We start from the raw sequence: 18,215 nt of genomic DNA, 5'->3' as shown, positions 1-18,215 counted from the left end.
TTAAGAAAAGCGGCTGTGTAGGATTTTTGTTTTCTTTCACACAAAAAAACCACTGGGTCTCCTCCAGTGGTTTTCATAATAATTAATCCTCAACTTTCTCCCTTTCCCGCTCCACTATCTTGTAGCTGGGGTCATCATCGGTGAAATTGACGTTTATTATTTTGTCTGCCTTGGCCAGCAAGGTTCTGCTGCTGGTGTCCAGATGGCGGATGTAAACCGTCTTGCCCAGCTTTTCATAACGTTCCGTTATTTTGTTGATGGCATCTATTCCAGAGTGGTCCACGATTCGGCTTTCCTGGAAATCTATGATGATCTCTTCTGGATCATTGACGGGGTCAAATTTTTCTCCAAACTTGAGTGCAGATGCGAAAAACAGCGGTCCAAAAATCTCGTAATGCTTCACCCCTTTTTCATCGACACGTTTTCTTGCTCGGATCATCTTCGCATTTTGCCAGGCAAAGACCAATGCGGAAATGATCACTCCGACCAATACGGCAAGGGCTAAATTGTGCAAAAACACTGTTACCAGCGTCACTACGATCATGACCAACACATCGTGGAAAGGCACTTTGCGGAACACTTTCAGGGAAGCCCACTCAAAGGTGCCGATAGCCACCATAAACATCAGCCCCACCAAAGCGGGCATGGGCATCATTTCTATATAGGTGGAAAGAAACAGGATGAACATCAAAAGACCGACGGAAGCCACAATCCCGGAAATTCTGTTTCTGCCTCCCGCATTCACGTTGATGAGGGACTGTCCAATCATGGCGCAGCCACCCATTCCCCCAAAAAAGCCAGTGGTAATATTGGCCACACCCTGGCCAATGCATTCCCTATTTCCGCTTCCCCGGGTTTCGGTGATTTCGTCTATCAAGGACAGAGTCAAAAGACTTTCAATCAAACCTACGCCGGCCATAATTGCTGAATAGGGAAGGATGATCATAAAAGTATCCCAATTAAGAGGGACCAAGGGAAGGTGAAACTCCGGCAGCCCACCCGAAATGGAGGCGATATCCCCGACAGTTCTTACATTTATTCCCCCAAAAATGACCAGCAGCGATACTATTATAATTGCGGCAAGAGCGGAAGGAATGGCTTTTGTCAGCTTTGGGAGAAATTTGATAATTATCATTGTCAAAACAACAAGGCCAAGGGTTAAATGCAGCTGTGTTCCCCTCATCCACTCTGTCATTCCCGGGGCCACTTCCACTTTAAATTGGTCAAATTGAGCCATGAATATCACGATGGCCAAGCCATTGACAAACCCGAACATCACAGGGTGAGGTACTAGACGGATAAGCTTGCCTAGCTTCAACACCCCGACCAAAACTTGGATCAGTCCCATCAACACCACAGCTGCAAAAAGGTACTCCACCCCATGGGTGGCAACCAATGCAACTACTACTACGGCGATGGCACCTGTGGCACCTGAAATCATGCCTGGTCGCCCTCCCAAAATGGAGGTTATAAGCCCGATGATAAAGGCAGTGTAAAGTCCAATTAAGGGGCTTACTCCGGCTATAAGAGAAAATGCCACCGCTTCGGGCACTAAGGCTAGGGCTACGGTGAGTCCCGATAAAACTTCATCTTTGAGATTCGCCTGCTTGGGACGAAAAAGATTGATTAACATCTGTGTCATGACAGAATTATTTTTATTTATAAGTAATGGAAATACAAGTTATGCCCAAGGATAGAAATCAAAGGGAAATGAAAAAGTGGCTCCTGATTAACTCAGGGTGGAGTGGGGGTGGGTTTGTAAAGAATTGGATTTTTCATAATAGGATGGCAAAAGTAAAATTAAATACAAGTATAGCAAGGTGGATTTTTAATTGTTTGCTCAATTTGTTAACTTAATTATCTGATTAACAGGGGGTGTTCTGTAGTCGGTTTTGATTGTTTTTCATTTTAAAAATTGTGGTTATGAATGAGGCAGCAGAAAAAGTAGGCTTTTTTGAGTTGGCTGTGGAAGAAAAACTCTTTGCAAGTGAATCCCGGCTGAAGTTCCATTTGAATTTTGTTTTTGATGGGATTGATTTAAAAGGTAAATCGGTATTGGACATTGGTGGGGGAAAAGGTTTGTATAGCTTCTATGCCGCTCATAAGGGGGCTTCAAAAGTGGTTTGCCTTGAGCCGGAGAGTGATGGAAGCTCTTCGAATGTGGTCACAAAATTCAATGAATTGAAGGTAAAGCTTGGGTATGAAAATGTTGAGTTGAGACAAGTGATGCTTCAGGACTTGGGTGCCAAGGAGAAATTTGATATCATCTTGATGCATAATTCAATTAACCACCTTGATGAACCTGCTTGTGTGGATTTGCTTGAAAATGAGGAAAGCCAGAAAAAATACCTGAAGATCTTTGAACAGATATATGCCTTGACTAACCCGGGAGGTAAAGTCATCGCCTGTGATTGTTCCAACCATAATTTCTTTCATCTCTTAAATATTAGGAACCCCTTTGTTCCTAAAATCGAATGGGAAAAGCATCAGTCGCCCAATATCTGGGCCCAACTGATGGGGTTTGCGGGTTTCAAAAACCCCAAAATCACCTGGTCGTCGATTAACCGGCTTGGCAAGGTGGGAAAGGTGTTGATTTCAAATAAAGTGGGCTCTTATTTCACCAAAAGCTATTTCTGCCTCCATATGGAAAAATAAAACCAGCTAAAATTTATATATTTCAGTTTCAAACCGCCTTTTTTAAATGAAACTGACCAAATCCAGACTTGCCCACATAGTTTTTGAATCGGATGATGCTGCCTCCAAGGCTTTTGATGTGGTGTTGCTGATCTTGATTTTGGGAAGTGTGGCGGTGGCTTTGCTGGATTCGGTGGCGAGTTATAGGCTGGTCTACGGAGACCTTTTTTACACTCTGGAGTGGGTTTTTACAGTGCTTTTCACCATTGAGTACTTGCTTAGGCTCTATCTCACCCGTAGGATAGCTGGGTATGTGTTCAGTTTTTATGGCATTGTTGACTTCTTGGCCATTCTACCTGCCTTTTTAAGTTTGGTGATTGTGGATACTCAGTTCTTGGTGGTGGTAAGGGCGCTTCGTTTGCTACGGGTTTTGAGGGTGCTCAAGCTTGGGCGCTATATGATGGAGGCATCCCTGCTTCAGGAGGCCTTATGGGCCAGCAGAAGAAAGATCCAGATTTTCATAGGTTCAGTGGTGACCATTGTATTGGTCATGGGAACTGTCATGTATCTGGTCGAAGGTCCGGAGGCTGGTTATACGAGCATTCCCACATCTATGTATTGGGCTATTGTGACCTTAACTACTGTGGGTTATGGAGATATAATTCCCCTCACTCCATTGGGTAAATTCATGTCATCCTTTATCATGCTACTTGGCTATGGGATCATAGCCGTGCCCACTGGTATTGTGACCGCCGAAATGTCGGCCCAAATGTATAAGAGAAAAGGGGAGGAGCTGGTCGAATGCCAAAATTGCCATGCCCAAAACCACGACAGAGACGCTTATCACTGCAAGTATTGTGGGACTAAATTGTAGTTAATGGTCGGTATTTGGAACCGCAAAGCTTTTGAAGAAGCGCGTTTCTTCCTAGATCTACTTAATTTTCCCTAGATTCTTTCCCTTAAACCCTTCAAACCGCCTATGCTTGGGTGAGCCGATGATCTGGCTGTTGTAGATCCCCGCATGTCCGCTGAAAATATAGGCAACCACACATGCTAATCCCACATATACGCCAGATTGTGCACCAAAGAGTTCGATGCCCATGAGTGTGCAGGCCAACGGTGTATTGGTGGCTCCGCTGAAGACCCCCACGAAACCCATTCCAGCCAATAAAGCCATCGGAAGCGGGATTATGCCCGATAAGGCATTGCCCAAAGTGGCACCAGTGTAAAAAAGCGGCGTTACTTCTCCGCCTTTGAAGCCTGCCCCTAGAGTGAGGGATGTGAAACCAATTTTGGCCAGGAAATCATACCAAGGTAGGTTTTCATTGAAGGCATCCACAATGGTGGGGATTCCCAACCCTATATATTTGGTGGTGCCGATGGCGAAGACTGTGGCTGCTACCAGCACCCCGCCGATAACAGGACGTAAGGGTGGGTAGTCGATAAATTTGCCGAAAAGCTGGCTCCAAAAATGGGTGGCCTTGGCAAAAAGCCTCCCTGCCAATCCAAAACAGATGCCCGCCGGAATGATCCAAAGGGTGTTGATGAGGTTGATTTCCGGAATGTAGGGAATGATATAAGCTGTATGATGTACTTCAAAAAGCTGCGCACAGGTATAATCGGCCACATAGGCTCCCAAAAAAGCGGGGAGTATGGACTCATATCGAATCCTGCCTATCACCAACCATTCCAGAGCAAATATGGCCCCCGCAAGTGGGGTGCCGAATACTGAGGCAAATCCCGCGGCCACACCAATAGTGATTAAAGTTTTTCGGTCCTGGGCGGTAAGTTTAAACCATTTGGTAAACTGGTCGGCTATGGCGCCTCCCATCTGCACTGCTGTGCCCTCTCGGCCAGCGGAGCCTCCAAAGAGGTGGGTAGCCACAGTTCCGAAAAGTACCAATGGGGCCATTCGGAGCGGGATTACCTTCAAGGGATTGTAGAATTCTTCCAGTAGTTGGTTGTTGCCCTTGACCACGGATTCTCCAAATTTATGGTAAACCCAGCCAATTATTAATCCCCCTAAAGGTAACAAGGCAATCAGCCAAATATTGGCTTCTCTGTAATTGGTAGCCCATTTGAGTGAAATAAGAAAGATTGCAGATGCAGCGCCTGCCAACAAACCGACTGCTGTGGCAATGATTAGCCATTTGGAAGTAAAAAGTAAACTCGGCAGAAATTCAAGCTGCAAAAACTGCTTTAGACGCAGTTGTTCAATGATCCTCTTCAACATTGGAGAAAATGCTTAGGTTAATTTAAGTTGAAGTAGGAGTCATCAGCACCAATTAATTGGGCGGTTAAAGGTGGTACCCCATCACCTTTGGAAGTACGAAGTGGTTTGAAGTTAGAAGTAAAAGGGAAAAGGTTAGAGGTTTAACCCTTTCCTTTTCCCTGCTTTATTACTTGTTGGCGATGTAGGCTAGCAAGTCAACAACTTTGCTTGAATAGCCCCACTCGTTGTCATACCAGCTCACTACTTTGACAAATTTGTCGGAAAGTTGAATTCCGGCACCAGCGTCAAAGATGGAAGTTCTTGCATCACCGATGAAGTCGTTGGATACCACCTGGTCTTCCGTGTAACCCAGGATTCCCTTCAGTTCACCTTCAGACATTTCCTTCATTTTTGCACAGATTTCCTCGTAAGAAGCAGGCTTGGATAGTCTAACGGTCAAGTCCACTACAGAAACGTTTGGAGTAGGAACTCTGAAGGCCATACCGGTTAGTTTACCGTTAAGGTCAGGGATAACTTTACCAACGGCCTTAGCAGCACCAGTGGAGGAAGGGATGATGTTTTGTCCGGCACCACGTCCGCCTCTCCAGTCTTTGGCAGAAGGTCCGTCAACGGTTTTCTGCGTAGCAGTAGTAGCATGAACAGTGGTCATCAATCCTTCTTCAATGCCCCAAGTGTCGTGCAATACCTTGGCGATCGGAGCAAGACAGTTTGTGGTACAGGAAGCGTTTGATACAAATTGCATATCGGGGGTATAAGAACTTTCGTTTACACCCATTACAAACATCGGCGTGTCATCCTTTGATGGGGCCGACATGATTACTTTTTTGGCACCGGCTTCGATGTGGCCTTTTGCGGAATCTTTAGTAAGGAACAAACCAGTTGATTCCACAATGTATTCAGCACCAACATCGCCCCATTTGAGGTCGGCCGGGTTTTTCTCAGCAGTTACGCGGATTTCGTTTCCGTTGACTACCAACTTACCGTCTTTGACTTCGATTTCACCGTCAAATTGACCGTGGGTGGAGTCGTATTTAAGCATATAAGCTATATAGTCCACATCGATAAGGTCATTGATTCCTACGATCTGGATATCATCACGCTGCTGGGCAGCTCTGAACACTAAGCGACCAATACGGCCAAATCCGTTGATACCGACTTTAATTTTTGTCATAGTTTGGTTAAGTTTAAAATATATAAAGGTTAATAGGCTTGTGACAGGTTTCCCAAGAGGGTAGCTGTCAAGAAGCCATGAATTTACAGCTTATTTTACCGATAAGCAAAAATAGGCCTATTAATGTAAATTAACCGTTAATGATCATCCTCCACTTCCCCCTTTTTCATTTCCGACCAGATGTGGTAGCCATTGTTTAGGGCAAAATGGCGGTTGGGGGCAGCATCTGCTTCCTCTAGCCGAACACCAGTCCATCCGCCAAAACTGCCTAAGGTTTCCACCGGCACAGCCTTGAAACTGAGTGAGCCGCCCGCGTCTTCCAGTTTTTCGAAGATGTAATGCATCTCGCCTTCCCTTACCAAGGCCGCATCGGGTAGGGCCAGGGCCGAGTCCCCGGCGGCAATGATCTGGGCCTTCACGTACATGCCCGGCACCAGCCCCTCATGTTCTCCTTCAATCTCGGCGTGCACCTGCAGGGCCCTGCTGTCCTGCTCAAATTTCTGGCTGATGCTGAAGACTTCCGCTTTGCGGTCCCGATCACCATTGCGCAGGCGGAAGCTTACCTCTTGGCCGATCTGTATGCGGGAAATGTCCTTTTCATAAACCAATAATTTGATATGAATGTGATCGGTATTAATGAGTTCCATGAGGGCTGTTTCCGGTTGTACGGACTGGCCATTTTTCACGTGTACGGCCGTGATGGAACCGTCCAGGGGACTTCGGATGGCGACTCTGTCTGCCAGATTGCCTTCCTGAACCTGCTTGGTAGAGATACCCAAAAGCCGCAACTGCCCTTCCTTGCTGCTCAAAGTAGCCTGTAGACCTCTATAATTGGCCTGGGTTTGCTGCAGGGTTTTGCCGGCACCGACTTCTTCCTCCATCAGGCGCTGTTGGCGGTTGAGTTCCTGCTCGGCCAAGGCAAGTCGGTGGTAGGTGTCCAGGTAATCGCTCTGCAGGCGGATGATGTCCGGATGGCTGAGGTAGGCCAGTACCTGTCCTTTTTTGACCCTGTCCCCCTCGATTAGGGTGATGCCGCTGACGTGGGCGTTGACGATGCTGGTGATGATGGCCTCATGCTGGGGCGGGACTTCCAGGATGCCATTTACCGATATGCTGGAACTGATTGGCCTTTTTACCATGGGACCTGTTTCGATCTGCAGCCTTTCGACCTGCCTTGCAGTAAAGGTCACTTCGGTAACTTCCTCCATGTCATCGTCATGGTGGTCTATATCAGCGGAGCGGTTTTCGCAGGCCAGACAAAAGCTGAGAGCCAATAGTATATAGGTGTATTTTTTCATTTCAAATCCGGGTTAATAAAGTATTCCAATTCGTAGCGGGCCTGCATCAGGTTGCTCAAGGCCTCTTGGGCTTGAAGCTCTGTTTGCAGTGATTCGTTAAGCGATTGGATCATAAAGACATAATCAATTTCACCCTCTCGGAACGCTAATAGGGCCCCGCGGCGCTGTTCCCGGGCCAGTGGGAGGGTTTCATTTTTGAAGAAAAGCCAAGAGGAAAGCCACTTTCGGTACTGCTGCTCCAGCCGGGCCACCTGGTTGCTGATTTCCAGTTGGGTCTGCAGGCTGCTTTGCTGTGCAATTCTGCTTTCCAGGCGGGCTGCTTCCACCCGGCCTTTTTGGGGCAGGAAGAAAAGCGGCATGGTCAAGCCAAACTGATATTGGTAAAAGGATGGCTGTCCGCCCACCGTTTGGGGGCCATAGAGGGCCTGCAGCTTGGGCAAATACGCCGACTGGGCCCTTCGCCTTTCGGCCTCGGCCAGCATTACCGATCCCTCAGCGCGCCGGAGCAAAGGGTGCCCGGAAAGGTCCTCTTCCAAATGCAATGGCTTTTCATAAAAACCATCGCTGCCGTGAGGCGTGAACAAGTTTTCACCAAAAAGCCAGAGATTCAGTCTGATCAGGGATTCCGCATAGTCAAAGCGGGCGTTTTCCTTTTTCAGCTTCATCTGTTTGTACTGGTTTTGCGCTGCAAGGTAAGCCAATCGGGAAATGTCCTGGACTTCCAAACGGACCTTTGCGGCCTTTTCAAAGCCTTCATAAAGGGAATCCAATTCGGTAAATAGCTGCAGATATCCCTGCTTGACCAATGCATCGGCATAGGCCAGTTGCACTTCCCTCCGGATCTCCAGTTCGGTGAGGTTGAGCTCAATTTCCGAAAGGGCGATCCGCTGCTTTTGGGCATTGAGGGTAGGGCTGATGCCGAAGATGTTGATGTCCTGTTGGCTGATTCCGATCGGGGTGATTACCCCTACGTTTTCATCAGGACGGCTCACCTCATCGCCGGCGGTAAACAGGGTGGTGGTACCCAAGTCCCAGGCGGTCTTTTTGAGCGCCTCTTCCTGTTGCACCTGCATCTTGGCCGCTTCCAGTTGGGGATAATTCTCCAAGGCCCGTTGGATGGCCTGCTCCATTGAAATCGGGTTTACCTGCTGTGCCTTGGCCGGCAGGCTAAATGCCAAAAGGGCCAATACACATCCTAGGGCCGTTCTTTTTCCCGGAAGGGCTGGACCGGATTCTGTCCACCTATAAAGAATAGGCAGGATAAACAGGGTAAGCAAGGTGGCGGTCACCATCCCACCGATCACCACGGTGGCCAGGGGCTGCTGCACCTCGGCCCCGGCAGAGCGGGAAAGTGCCATGGGCAGAAAGCCCAGAATATCGGTCAAAGCTGTCAACATGATGGGTCGGATTCTGCGTTTGGCGCCTATTCGGATCCGGGTTTCCAGATCCAGGTCGCTCTCTTTTTTCAACTCATTCCAGGAACTGATCAATACCAGTCCGTTTAACACCGCCACGCCGAAAAGCACAATAAAGCCCACGCCCGCTGAGATGCTGAAGGGCATGTCCCGTAGCCAAAGGGAAAAGACTCCGCCAATGGCTGCCATTGGGATGGCCACATAGATCACGGCTGTCTGCTTGAAGGAACCCAAAGCCAGATAGATCAGGAGAAAGATCAGGGCCAGGGCAATGGGCACTACCAGTTTGAGTCTTGCGGTGGCGCGTTCGAGGTTTTCAAAAGCCCCTCCATATCGGATAAAATATCCGGGAGGCAGTTCCAGGCGCTGCTTGAGCCTTTCGTCGATTTCCTGTACCAGCGACTGGATATCACGGCCCCGGACATTGATGCCCACGTAGGTCCTCCGCTGGGTATCGTCGCGGCTGATCTGCATGGGACCGTCCTGATAGGAGATGGACGCCAGTTGGGTGAGTGGTACTTGGCCTCCTGAGGCGGTAGGTATAAAAAGATCCTCAATGTCGGCCAGTTCTTGTCTTTTGGCGGCATCCAGTCTCAGGACAAGGTCGAAGCGTCTTTCCCCCTCGAAAACCACCCCTGCTTTTCCTCCTGCAAAGGCCGAGGAGATGGCCTGGTTGATCTCCCGCACGTTTACGCCATAGCGGGCGAGCTGGCCGCGGTCGTACTGCACGCTGATCTGGGGCAGGCCGGAGGTGGCTTCCACTTTGAGATCGGCGACCCCGGGGATGTTCTCCACTATCCTGCCGATTTCAGCGGCTTTGGCAGCCAGGATTTCCAGATCTTCCCCGTATAGCTTGATGGCCACATCCTCGCGGACACCGGAAATCAGCTCGTTGAATCGCATCTCTATGGGTTGGGAAAATTCCAGGTTGATCCCAGTGACCTCTTCGAGCACCTCCTCGATCTTTTCGATGAGTTCTTCCTTGTTGGAGGCAGATACCCAATCGCTTTTGGGTTTGAGGATGATGAAGCAATCCGCCATGTCCATAGGCATGGGGTCGGTGGGTACTTCGGCTACGCCAAAGCGGGAGAGGACTTTTTCGATTTCAGGAAAATTGTCCAGTAGCAATTGCTCAATTTCGGTGCATTTGGCAATGCCTTCTTCCAGTGTACTGCCAGGCCGCATCAGGATGTGAAAGGCAATATCCCCCTCGTCGAGCTGGGGGATGAATTCCCCGCCCATCCGGGTGAAGGTAAAAACTGCCAAGCCCAAAAGTAAAGTTGCTGAGGCCAATACAACATTGCCCTTTGTCAAGACCTTATCCAGCAATTGACCATAGTTACGTTCAGTCCAATAAACCACTTTGTCCCCCCAGGTGTGCCCCTCTTTTTCTTTGACCTTCAGAAAAAGGGCAGACACCATGGGCACATAGGTCAGGCAGAGGATCATGGCTCCCAGCATGGCAAACATGAACGTGAGGGCCATGGGCTGGAACATTTTGCCTTCAATGCCTTCCAAAAACAGGATGGGCAAGAATACAATCAGGATGATCAGCTGTCCAAAAAAGGCTGCATTCATCATCTTGCTGGAAGCCTTCAAAACGGTACGGTCACGGCTGGCCTGGTTCAATACCTGTCCTTGGCCTATGCGCTGGTGCATGAAAAAGACCGAGCCTTCCACGATGATCACCGCTCCGTCCACGATGATTCCGAAGTCAATGGCGCCCAAGCTCATCAGGTTGGCCCAGACGTCGAATACGTTCATCATGATGAAAGCAAAAAGCAGGGAAAGGGGGATGGTGGAGGCCACGATGAGTCCGCCACGCCAATTGCCCAGTAGGAATACCAGCACAAAAACGACAATCAGGGCGCCTTCGGTCAGGTTGGTTTTGATGGTGCCGGTAGTTTCTTGGATCAGCTGGCTACGGTCCAGGAAAGGGCTGATGTGGACCCCAGGAGGCAGGCTTTGCTGAATCTGTGCCATGCGCTCTTTTACATCCCCGATCACCTGGTTGGAGTTGGCTCCCTTGAGCATGAAGATGATACCACCTACGGCTTCTCCCTGGCCGTTTTGGGTGAAGGCCCCGTAGCGTACAGCCGATCCGAAACGCACCTCAGCCACATCTTTGATCTGTAACGGAATGTCCCGGTCGGTAGGGAGCCAGATGTCTTCGATATCCTCCACGGAGCGGATGAGTCCCTCGCCCCGGATGAAGTTGGCCATGTGGTTTTTCTCGATGTAGGCCCCCCCGGTATTTTGGTTGTTGGCTTCCAAAGCCGAAAATACGTCTGCAATGGTCACGCCGTGGCTCCTCAGATCGTCGGGGTCAATGGCCACTTCGTATTGCTTGATGTTGCCCCCAAAGGAGTTGACTTCGATCACGCCGGGCACCATAGCCATCTGCCGGGTAATGATCCAGTCCTGTATGGTGCGCAGTTCGGTGAGATCGTAGCGGTCGCGGTATTCAGGGTCCACCTCCAGGCTATACTGGTAGATTTCGCCCAGTCCGGTGGAAATGGGCCCCATTTCCATGTCGCCAAAACCTTCGGGAATCTGCCGACGGACCTCTTCGAGCTTCTCGCTGATGAGCTGCCGGGGCAGATAGGTACCCATGCGGTCTTCAAAAACCACGGTGACCAGCGAAAGGCCAAAGCGGGAAATGGACCTTATCTCCACCACGTCGGGGAGGTTGGACAGGGCGATTTCGATGGGGTACGTAATGAACTGTTCGATATCCTCGGTGCCTAGATTGGGCGCCTGAGTGATGATCTGTACCTGGTTGTTGGTCACATCGGGGACGGCATCCATAGGCACCTGGGTAAGGCTATAGACACCGGCTATGATCCATGCGACGGTCAACAAACCAATGAGTAGCTTGTTCCTGACGGAAAAAGCGATGATTTGATGAATCATGGGAATAGATTTACTGATAAGAAGATTTGGGCCAAAGGGAACTTGGCCTGAATATCAAATCAGGAAATCCGGGGAGGCTGGAAGGGGGAAATGTCGGCGGTTGCCAGTAGTCCGGGCCTATGGAAGCCCAGTTTTGCCGCAGGCGGAAAAGCCGGTTCTGTAAGTGCAATGGATTCGGATGGGGCATAGAACACCCAGTGGTTCAGGCTCTGGTGGCTTTCCCGGAAAGGAAGGTTGGCATGGTCGGGGTCTTCGGCGACGAATTCGTAATCGTCGTCATTGTAGAAATAATGGCCTTCGACAAATTCCCAGAAGGTATCCCCATACTGCACCTTGTGGACCTGATAGTGGTCGAAAAAGGCGGGAATTCGATGGAGATCGCAGCACAGATCCATGTTCGGCAAAAAGGCTTTGACCGAAATCAGGCTGAGCAGGACTATGTAGGCGAAGGATTTCATTTAGGTTAGTAAATGTACGGATTTTTTAAAAAAATCAACAAACCGCCCATAAGATGGTTATACCCATGTCAGAACGGGCTAGAGAAAATTCTCGGAGTTTTCAGTCTTCGGTGTTCAATCTTCCGTCTCAAAAAGATTATAAATAGGATTTAATAGCAAGCACATTACTAAAGACAAGCAACATGGATTTTTTCGATTTGATCAGACAAGGAAAAGATGAGCAAATAAAGGACATTATAAAAAATGACCCTTCCTTTTTGGAAAAGCCTAATGAGAAAGGGTTTCCCCCTTTGATTTTGGCTACATATAATGGGCAGGCTGGCACGGCAAAACTGCTTGTGGAGCTGGGGGCTGATGTGGAGGCCAGGGATGTGGCTGGCAATACGGCCTTGATGGGAGTCTGCTTTAAAGGTTACACCGAAATGGGTGAAATGCTCATAAAAGCTGGTGCGGATGTCAATGCACAGAATTACCAGGGAGCCACAGCCTTGATCTATGCGGCAACTTTTGGCCATGAAGCTCTGATAAAGTTGCTTCTTGCCCATGGGGCCGACAAACATGTGGTAGACGGCAGGGGCAACACTGCTTATGTACATGCTAAAATGCAGGGACTGGAGGAATTAGCCGAAATGGTGCGATAAATAGCTTTCCTATGACATTAATCATGTTTCAATATATTTTTAGTTTCCCTTGAAACCGCCCTTATTTTTATATTTTTGCCTGTGAGAAAATAAGGACGTGCTATGAAGAAGACCCTACTCGACAAGACGATCAGGCCCATAAATAGATTTATCCACTATGACAATTCCGGGGGGATTGCCCTCTTTCTGGCGGTCATTCTGGCTTTGATTTGGGCAAATTCACCGTGGAGGGATTCTTATCATCATATCTGGCATACCTATTTTAGTATCGGCTTTGCCGACAATATTCTTTCCTATTCCCTTCACCACTGGGTAAATGACGGCTTGATGGCCATGTTCTTTTTTGTGGTGGGACTGGAGCTCAAGCGGGAAATAATCGCCGGAGAGCTCTCGACCATAAAAAAGGCCGTTCTTCCCATGGCTGCCGCAGCTGGGGGGATGGTTTTTCCTGCATTGATTTACGTATTTATCAACCAAGGTGAGCCCACCATGAGTGGATGGGGTATCCCTATGGCCACCGATATTGTCTTTGCCCTGGCATTGATGTCGCTTGCCGGTAAGAAGGTGCCATTGACCGCAAAGGTCTTTCTAGTGGCATTGGCTACCGTGGATGATTTGGGAGCTGTATTGGTAATTGCCTTTTTCTATAGTTCCGACCTTTCCTTTTTCAGCCTTTTCAGCGGCTTGGGATTGCTTTCCATTCTGGTGGGGGCCAATCTCATGGGGGTGAGGAACACCATTTTCTATGCCGTGATAGGTATAGGAGGGGTTTGGTTGGCCTTCCTGCTTTCTGGGGTGCATGCCACGATTGCCGGGGTGTTGGTGGCTTTTGCCATTCCTGCCAGAACCAGGGTGAACGAGTCCCTATACTCCAGATCCATTAATTACCTGCTCTACAAGTTTGATAAGCAGATTCCTATCCGAGGGCCACTAATGACCCCTAAGCAGCATAGGATCATAGAAAAGATAAAAGTGATCTCAAGGGATGCGCAGACTCCCTTGCAGAAAATTGAAGGGGCCCTGCATCCGATAGTCACCTTTGTGGTGATCCCCTTGTTTGCCCTTTCCAACGCCGGGGTTGAGGTTGGGGAAAACTTCTTTTCCGAATTGATGAACCCGGTAAGTATAGGTGTGTTCTTTGGACTTACCCTGGGGAAATTGGTAGGGGTGCTGTCCTTTGTATGGGTACTGGTCAAGGCCAAAGTTGCCCAGCTTCCACGGGGAATGAACTGGATGCACATTGCCGGTATCGCAGGGTTGGCCGGAGTAGGCTTCACCATGTCCCTGTTCATCACGGCCCTTGCCTTTGACAGCAATGAACTCATCGACCAATCCAAATATGGTATTCTGTTGGCCTCAGTGGTGTCAGGTACGGTTGGAGTGGTATTGTTGAAGAAGGCTTAAGTGTAGTTTTAGCCACGAAGACCCGAAGGCGCAAAGATGTGTTGGGAGACATGGTCTCAAAATGGCACAGCCTGTCCCGAGTAGCGTAGCGAATCGGGAAAGTTCCAATGAAGTCGCACTAAGGGATTAAAGTTTTGGATTGGCCACGAAGACTCGAAGGCGCAAAGGTGTGTTGGATGGAAAGGAGAAAAAGAAATGGTCACAAAGTTCAATAGAAGTTGCACGAAGGGATTAGTAGGCTCTGAGGAGCTAAATGGAAATGGGGGGGTGAGTTATTAACCTTTTTCAAAAATTTGTAAAAACCTTTACAAATACGGTAGGTTAAAATGTTATCCTATAACACTTTAACTTACTGTAATCATGAACCACCAAGATTTAATCCAAAAATTAGCTGTCTGTGCTGCTGCGTGCGAGCATTGTATGGACAGTTGCCTGAGTGAGGACAATGTACAGCATATGGTAGCCTGCATCAAGACAGATAGGGATTGTGCCAAGATCTGTCAACTAACGGCAAGCTTTGTAGCCTCCGGATCCAGGCATGCCCAGCACTTAATAAAAGAATGCATTGAGATCTGCAACGAGTGTGCTGCGGAATGTGAAAAGCATGACCATGACCATTGCAAGCAATGCGCCAAGGCCTGCCGCGAATGTGTGGAAGCTTGTAAAAGCTATCAGACCGCGCAGGTATAAATTTTAAAAAAGCCCTTCAGTGTTAAACTGGAGGGCTTTTTTAGTAATGATATCTGCATTGAAGAATTACAACTGAATCGGGATCAACCTTATATACCAGCCTATCCTCTAAATTAATCCTTCTCGACCACCAACCACTTAAATCGTGTTTCAAAGGTTCGGGCTTGCCAGTTCCTTCGAAAGGTTGCCTCATGATTTCTTTAATTTAAAGATTGATTTTTTTTGAGCGTCTTTTTATCGGTTTTCTGCCAATATAAATAATCGTTCCACCCTTGAGTCAAAAAAATCACTCTCACTATTCCAGTAGATTTCGTTCTGTTCCTCCTCCTTTTTTATACTCTTCAATACCTTCCAATAATCTTTTGGCATTTTCTGGGCTTTTTAACAAGTGAAAGGTTTCCTGCATACTTTCATATTCGGCTTTTGAAATCACTACTACATCTTCACCATTGTTGCGATTAATATACAATGGGGAATTCGTATTAAACACCTTATCCAAGAAAGACTTGAGATGCTGTTTGAAGTTTGTATATGACGTGGTTTCCATAATTGAAAATAAATAATTCATCTCTTAAAAGCAACTGCCTTTCAAACTGTTGAGTTCAATTGCCAAACTATCCTTTCACCAATTTTTCTACCTTTTCATCATGCTCTTTTTTCCATTCTTCAAAAAGCTCTCCCGTACTGGGGCCGTTGAAACCTGTGTGAACGTCTACCAGCCTGCCCTCGCTATCGACGTAGAGCATGGAGGGGAAGTATAAGGGGCCTTCAACTTGGGGGAAGGCTGCTTTTAAATCCTTTTCCTGGCCGGCGATTAGGAAGGGATAATTGGCTCCTAGCCTCTCACTGGATTTTTGAACCCTGTTTTTGGCATAATCGAAATCGTCTTTTTTCTCAAAGGCAAGAGCCACAATTTCAACTTTATCCTTGTTTTCCTCATACCACTCACCCATATATTTGGTTTCATCCATGCAGTTTGGACACCAACTGCCGAAGATCTGTACCAGCACAGGCTTACCTCTATAGTCGCTGAGGGACACATCATTGCCATCTAGGTCAGGATAAGTGAAATCAATCGTTTCACTGGCAACCTCCCGGTCCTTATCAGGTAGGTTGAAACCTTCATTTCTTGTAGCAGTAAAAGAATAGTTGCCTGTCAGGCCATTGAAGTACTTGCCAGTAACCTTGCCGTTTTCATCTAGCTCACCGATAAATAGCTTGGCTTCCTCGCCGTTAAAAGTGCTTAGGTAAAAAGTGTTCCCGTCCACGTTGCCTTCCAGGTAGCGGAAGTCGCCAGAAGGCAGAGCAAAACTTCCCTGAAGGCTGCTTCCCTCTTGGGTGAATTTTCCGACCGCCGGTCTTGGGTCGCCGTTACCCAGGTTGAAATAAGTTTCCCACCTGCCGGAAAAATCATGCTCAGCTTCCCCGTCAGTGCTGAACCGGGGATTGCTATCAGACTGATTAGCGGTAAAGGGTGCCCGGTAGTTATCAACGTAGTGCTTCACCCATTCACCGTTTATCTTTCCATTTTCGAACTTTCCTCTCAGGCTGGCATCAAAAACGTTCATTTCCAAAATCACGGAATCCCCATTGATGCTGGCGTCGGTTTCCAGTCGCTCGTCGCTGTTGAGAATGTAGGCCTGAAGGTTGTTTTCATCTCCATCAAACTCTATAAAAAAAGGCACTTCCTGCCCCTGAAGCTCAATGGCCGCCCTGTATCTTCCCTGTGGGATTTCATTTGTTTGCTCCTGCTCTTGCTCGCAGGAAAAGAAGAAAATGCTCAGTAGGGAAAGGGGGAAATACTTATTAATCATGATAGTTTTGGGTAATTATTGGGGCAAAGGTAAGAAAATTGATGGATTGGTTTAGGGGTTTAGTCATCCCGTACCGCATAGCTGCGCTATATGCGGTACGGCATTGTTTAGGAGTTTAGTTTTTAAGTACAAAGTGATTCACGGTGCAGCCACGTTATCGGAAATAATGAATGATGAACGCTGAATGATGAATAATGAAGTTATGAAGTGAAAACACGGTAAAAAAATCTTCCAGGTCTAATGAAAAATCAGGAAGACCTGGAAGGTTGTATGGTTGCGTCGCTTTGCGCTAAACCCCTAAACTTCTGAATGCGCGCAGCGCCAATTCAGAAATAACCTCCTAACCCACACATCTAATCTTTTTCCACCACCAAGGTACCGAAATCCTCTACTTTATTCAGTACCATTCCGGTGGTTTGCAGCCAGAGGGGGCGCAGGGGGAAGCCGGCGTGGCGGATGGCTCGGGCTACCCAGACGTTGGAGTTGTTTGGGAAATAATACCTGCTGCTTCCCTCGTAAAAGTGACTGTCCGAATAAAGCCCCTGTGTGGAAGGGATAATTTGGCCGCTTTCATCCAGGTTAAGCTCCCTGACCAAAAATTGAACCAGCGTCTCCATCTGTTCTTTATTTAATTCTATTTTGACAACATTGGTGTTGTAGTAGTGGTTTTCAGGATTTCGGGCAATAGGTTTAATGTGCAGGACCGACCTGGTGGGCCAAAACACGGCTTTAAATGCATACCAAAGATTAAAACCTTCACTGGGGTAAAAATCCGCATCCCCCCAACCAATTTCTAAATACTCCGCCTCGCCATACTCATGCCCCTCCCTCCAAATGCTGTCAGGCAAAACTTCCCCTGGAATCACCAACCCGGTATGCCAGCTAATGCTACTGACATAGATCGTGTATTTATCCTGTTCAGCAAGTAGCTGAAAGCAGGTAAAGGATAACAGGGTGAATATCAGGTATCGTTTTGTGATCATTCCTTATAAACCTGTGAGGGACCTGGCTGTTTAGGAGTTTAGCCATCCCGCACCGCATAGCTGCGCTATATGCGGTGCGGGATGGCTAAACTCCTAAACAATCCCGCACCGCCTATAGCGCAGCTATGCGGTGCGGGCTGGCTAAACTCCTAAACAATCCCGCACCGCCTATAGCGCAGCTATGCGGTGCGGGCTGGCTAAACTCCTAAACAATCCCGCACCGCCTATAGCGCAGCTATGCGGTGCGGGATTGTTTAGGAGTTTAGGGATTTGGAGTGCGTTGCTTTGCGCCTAAACCCCTAAACCTCCCGCTGCGCGATAGCGCCGGGAAATAACCTCCTAAACGGCGTGAACAGAGATGCGGAGACAGCGTTAAGAGAGCCACTAACCAACCTCTGAAGCTGGAAATACATGGTACCTGGTACCTGGTACGTGGTACTACCTCTAATCCATATCCTTAAAAAACTCCTCCAAATCCAGTTCAAACCCCTTCAAAACCTTTGAGGCAACTTTATCTCCGGCACCAAAAAGTCGGGAGGCTAGGTACTTTCCGTTTTCAAG

15 protein-coding genes and 1 riboswitch are annotated in these 18,215 nt (G+C 48.1%); of the genes, 5 read left to right on the top strand and 10 right to left on the bottom strand.

Going from position 1 to position 18,215, the window contains the following annotated elements; all coding sequences use genetic code 11:
- Positions 1-82 precede the first annotated feature (82 nt).
- Entirely contained in the window at positions 83-1,642 is a 1,560-nt protein-coding gene (locus KI659_RS15765; protein WP_213946334.1) for a SulP family inorganic anion transporter, read from the bottom strand.
- 281 nt (positions 1,643-1,923) lie between these two features.
- On the opposite strand from KI659_RS15765, the gene KI659_RS15760 reads away from it, so the two are divergent.
- Positions 1,924-2,655: a class I SAM-dependent methyltransferase gene (locus KI659_RS15760; RefSeq protein ID WP_213946333.1), complete on the top strand. Its 732-nt coding sequence runs from the start codon at positions 1,924-1,926 to the stop codon at positions 2,653-2,655.
- A gap of 46 nt (positions 2,656-2,701) precedes the next feature.
- The gene (locus KI659_RS15755; protein WP_213946332.1) at positions 2,702-3,508 is read left to right on the top strand and encodes an ion transporter; all 807 of its coding nucleotides are present in this window, start codon (positions 2,702-2,704) and stop codon (positions 3,506-3,508) included.
- Between the two features lie 57 nt (positions 3,509-3,565).
- On the opposite strand, the gene KI659_RS15750 is transcribed toward KI659_RS15755, so the two are convergent.
- The 5 genes from KI659_RS15750 to KI659_RS15730 all read right to left on the bottom strand — a co-directional run bounded on the left by KI659_RS15750 (position 3,566) and on the right by KI659_RS15730 (position 12,122).
- On the bottom strand, positions 3,566-4,867 hold the full coding sequence (locus KI659_RS15750) for a voltage-gated chloride channel family protein (RefSeq protein ID WP_213946331.1): 1,302 nt from the start codon (positions 4,865-4,867) through the stop codon (positions 3,566-3,568).
- 26 nt (positions 4,868-4,893) lie between these two features.
- Positions 4,894-4,962: riboswitch (Fluoride riboswitch) on the bottom strand.
- Positions 4,963-5,033: 71 nt separating this feature from the next.
- The gene (gene gap, locus KI659_RS15745; RefSeq protein ID WP_213946330.1) at positions 5,034-6,038 is read right to left on the bottom strand and encodes a type I glyceraldehyde-3-phosphate dehydrogenase; all 1,005 of its coding nucleotides are present in this window, start codon (positions 6,036-6,038) and stop codon (positions 5,034-5,036) included.
- A gap of 137 nt (positions 6,039-6,175) precedes the next feature.
- Positions 6,176-7,336 (bottom strand): efflux RND transporter periplasmic adaptor subunit, encoded by a 1,161-nt coding sequence (locus KI659_RS15740; RefSeq protein ID WP_213946329.1) that lies wholly within the window; start codon positions 7,334-7,336, stop codon positions 6,176-6,178.
- Positions 7,333-11,664, bottom strand: coding sequence for a CusA/CzcA family heavy metal efflux RND transporter (locus KI659_RS15735; RefSeq protein WP_213946328.1), 4,332 nt, complete (start codon positions 11,662-11,664; stop codon positions 7,333-7,335). The genes KI659_RS15740 and KI659_RS15735 overlap by 4 nt, the downstream gene beginning before the upstream one ends.
- Positions 11,665-11,723: 59 nt before the next feature.
- On the bottom strand, positions 11,724-12,122 hold the full coding sequence (locus tag KI659_RS15730; protein WP_213946327.1) for a hypothetical protein: 399 nt from the start codon (positions 12,120-12,122) through the stop codon (positions 11,724-11,726).
- Between the two features lie 182 nt (positions 12,123-12,304).
- Between KI659_RS15730 and KI659_RS15725 the strand changes: the two genes are divergently transcribed.
- From KI659_RS15725 to KI659_RS15715, 3 genes are all read left to right on the top strand, one after another.
- A complete protein-coding gene (locus KI659_RS15725; protein ID WP_213946326.1) occupies positions 12,305-12,763 on the top strand; it encodes an ankyrin repeat domain-containing protein in 459 nt (152 codons plus the stop codon).
- 102 nt (positions 12,764-12,865) lie between these two features.
- The gene (gene nhaA / locus KI659_RS15720; RefSeq protein ID WP_213946325.1) at positions 12,866-14,167 is read left to right on the top strand and encodes a Na+/H+ antiporter NhaA; all 1,302 of its coding nucleotides are present in this window, start codon (positions 12,866-12,868) and stop codon (positions 14,165-14,167) included.
- A 360-nt stretch (positions 14,168-14,527) separates the two neighbouring features.
- Complete coding sequence (locus KI659_RS15715; protein WP_213946324.1) at positions 14,528-14,857, top strand: four-helix bundle copper-binding protein; 330 nt, start codon at positions 14,528-14,530, stop codon at positions 14,855-14,857.
- A gap of 40 nt (positions 14,858-14,897) precedes the next feature.
- Here the strand turns inward: KI659_RS15715 and KI659_RS18800 are convergent, their stop codons facing one another.
- The 4 genes from KI659_RS18800 to KI659_RS15695 all read right to left on the bottom strand — a co-directional run bounded on the left by KI659_RS18800 (position 14,898) and on the right by KI659_RS15695 (position 17,654).
- A complete protein-coding gene (locus KI659_RS18800) occupies positions 14,898-15,050 on the bottom strand; it encodes a Txe/YoeB family addiction module toxin (protein WP_317195981.1) in 153 nt (50 codons plus the stop codon).
- A gap of 102 nt (positions 15,051-15,152) precedes the next feature.
- The gene (locus tag KI659_RS15705; protein WP_213946323.1) at positions 15,153-15,404 is read right to left on the bottom strand and encodes a type II toxin-antitoxin system Phd/YefM family antitoxin; all 252 of its coding nucleotides are present in this window, start codon (positions 15,402-15,404) and stop codon (positions 15,153-15,155) included.
- Positions 15,405-15,471: 67 nt separating this feature from the next.
- Complete coding sequence (locus KI659_RS15700) at positions 15,472-16,671, bottom strand: peroxiredoxin family protein (protein WP_213946322.1); 1,200 nt, start codon at positions 16,669-16,671, stop codon at positions 15,472-15,474.
- Positions 16,672-17,024: 353 nt separating this feature from the next.
- A complete protein-coding gene (locus tag KI659_RS15695) occupies positions 17,025-17,654 on the bottom strand; it encodes a DUF2459 domain-containing protein (protein WP_213946321.1) in 630 nt (209 codons plus the stop codon).
- Between the last annotated feature and the right edge of the window lie 561 nt (positions 17,655-18,215).

It is taken from the genome of Litoribacter ruber (assembly GCF_018449405.1).
Classification (GTDB): Bacteria; Bacteroidota; Bacteroidia; order Cytophagales; family Cyclobacteriaceae; genus Litoribacter; species Litoribacter ruber.
Note: the sequence above shows the minus strand (reverse complement) of the source record. Positions and strands in the feature narration are given on the sequence as shown.

Excerpts from the sequence above, each read along its gene's own strand:
- KI659_RS15765 (WP_213946334.1), bottom strand. The coding sequence starts at position 1,642 with ATGACACAGATGTTAATCAATCTTTTTCGTCCCAAGCAGGCGAATCTC.
- KI659_RS15760 (WP_213946333.1), top strand. The coding sequence starts at position 1,924 with ATGAATGAGGCAGCAGAAAAAGTAGGCTTTTTTGAGTTGGCTGTGGAA.
- KI659_RS15755 (WP_213946332.1), top strand. The coding sequence starts at position 2,702 with ATGAAACTGACCAAATCCAGACTTGCCCACATAGTTTTTGAATCGGAT.
- KI659_RS15750 (WP_213946331.1), bottom strand. The coding sequence starts at position 4,867 with ATGTTGAAGAGGATCATTGAACAACTGCGTCTAAAGCAGTTTTTGCAG.
- gap (WP_213946330.1), bottom strand. The coding sequence starts at position 6,038 with ATGACAAAAATTAAAGTCGGTATCAACGGATTTGGCCGTATTGGTCGC.
- KI659_RS15740 (WP_213946329.1), bottom strand. The coding sequence starts at position 7,336 with ATGAAAAAATACACCTATATACTATTGGCTCTCAGCTTTTGTCTGGCC.
- KI659_RS15735 (WP_213946328.1), bottom strand. The coding sequence starts at position 11,664 with ATGATTCATCAAATCATCGCTTTTTCCGTCAGGAACAAGCTACTCATT.
- KI659_RS15730 (WP_213946327.1), bottom strand. The coding sequence starts at position 12,122 with ATGAAATCCTTCGCCTACATAGTCCTGCTCAGCCTGATTTCGGTCAAA.
- KI659_RS15725 (WP_213946326.1), top strand. The coding sequence starts at position 12,305 with ATGGATTTTTTCGATTTGATCAGACAAGGAAAAGATGAGCAAATAAAG.
- nhaA (WP_213946325.1), top strand. The coding sequence starts at position 12,866 with ATGAAGAAGACCCTACTCGACAAGACGATCAGGCCCATAAATAGATTT.
- KI659_RS15715 (WP_213946324.1), top strand. The coding sequence starts at position 14,528 with ATGAACCACCAAGATTTAATCCAAAAATTAGCTGTCTGTGCTGCTGCG.
- KI659_RS18800 (WP_317195981.1), bottom strand. The coding sequence starts at position 15,050 with ATGAGGCAACCTTTCGAAGGAACTGGCAAGCCCGAACCTTTGAAACAC.
- KI659_RS15705 (WP_213946323.1), bottom strand. The coding sequence starts at position 15,404 with ATGGAAACCACGTCATATACAAACTTCAAACAGCATCTCAAGTCTTTC.
- KI659_RS15700 (WP_213946322.1), bottom strand. The coding sequence starts at position 16,671 with ATGATTAATAAGTATTTCCCCCTTTCCCTACTGAGCATTTTCTTCTTT.
- KI659_RS15695 (WP_213946321.1), bottom strand. The coding sequence starts at position 17,654 with ATGATCACAAAACGATACCTGATATTCACCCTGTTATCCTTTACCTGC.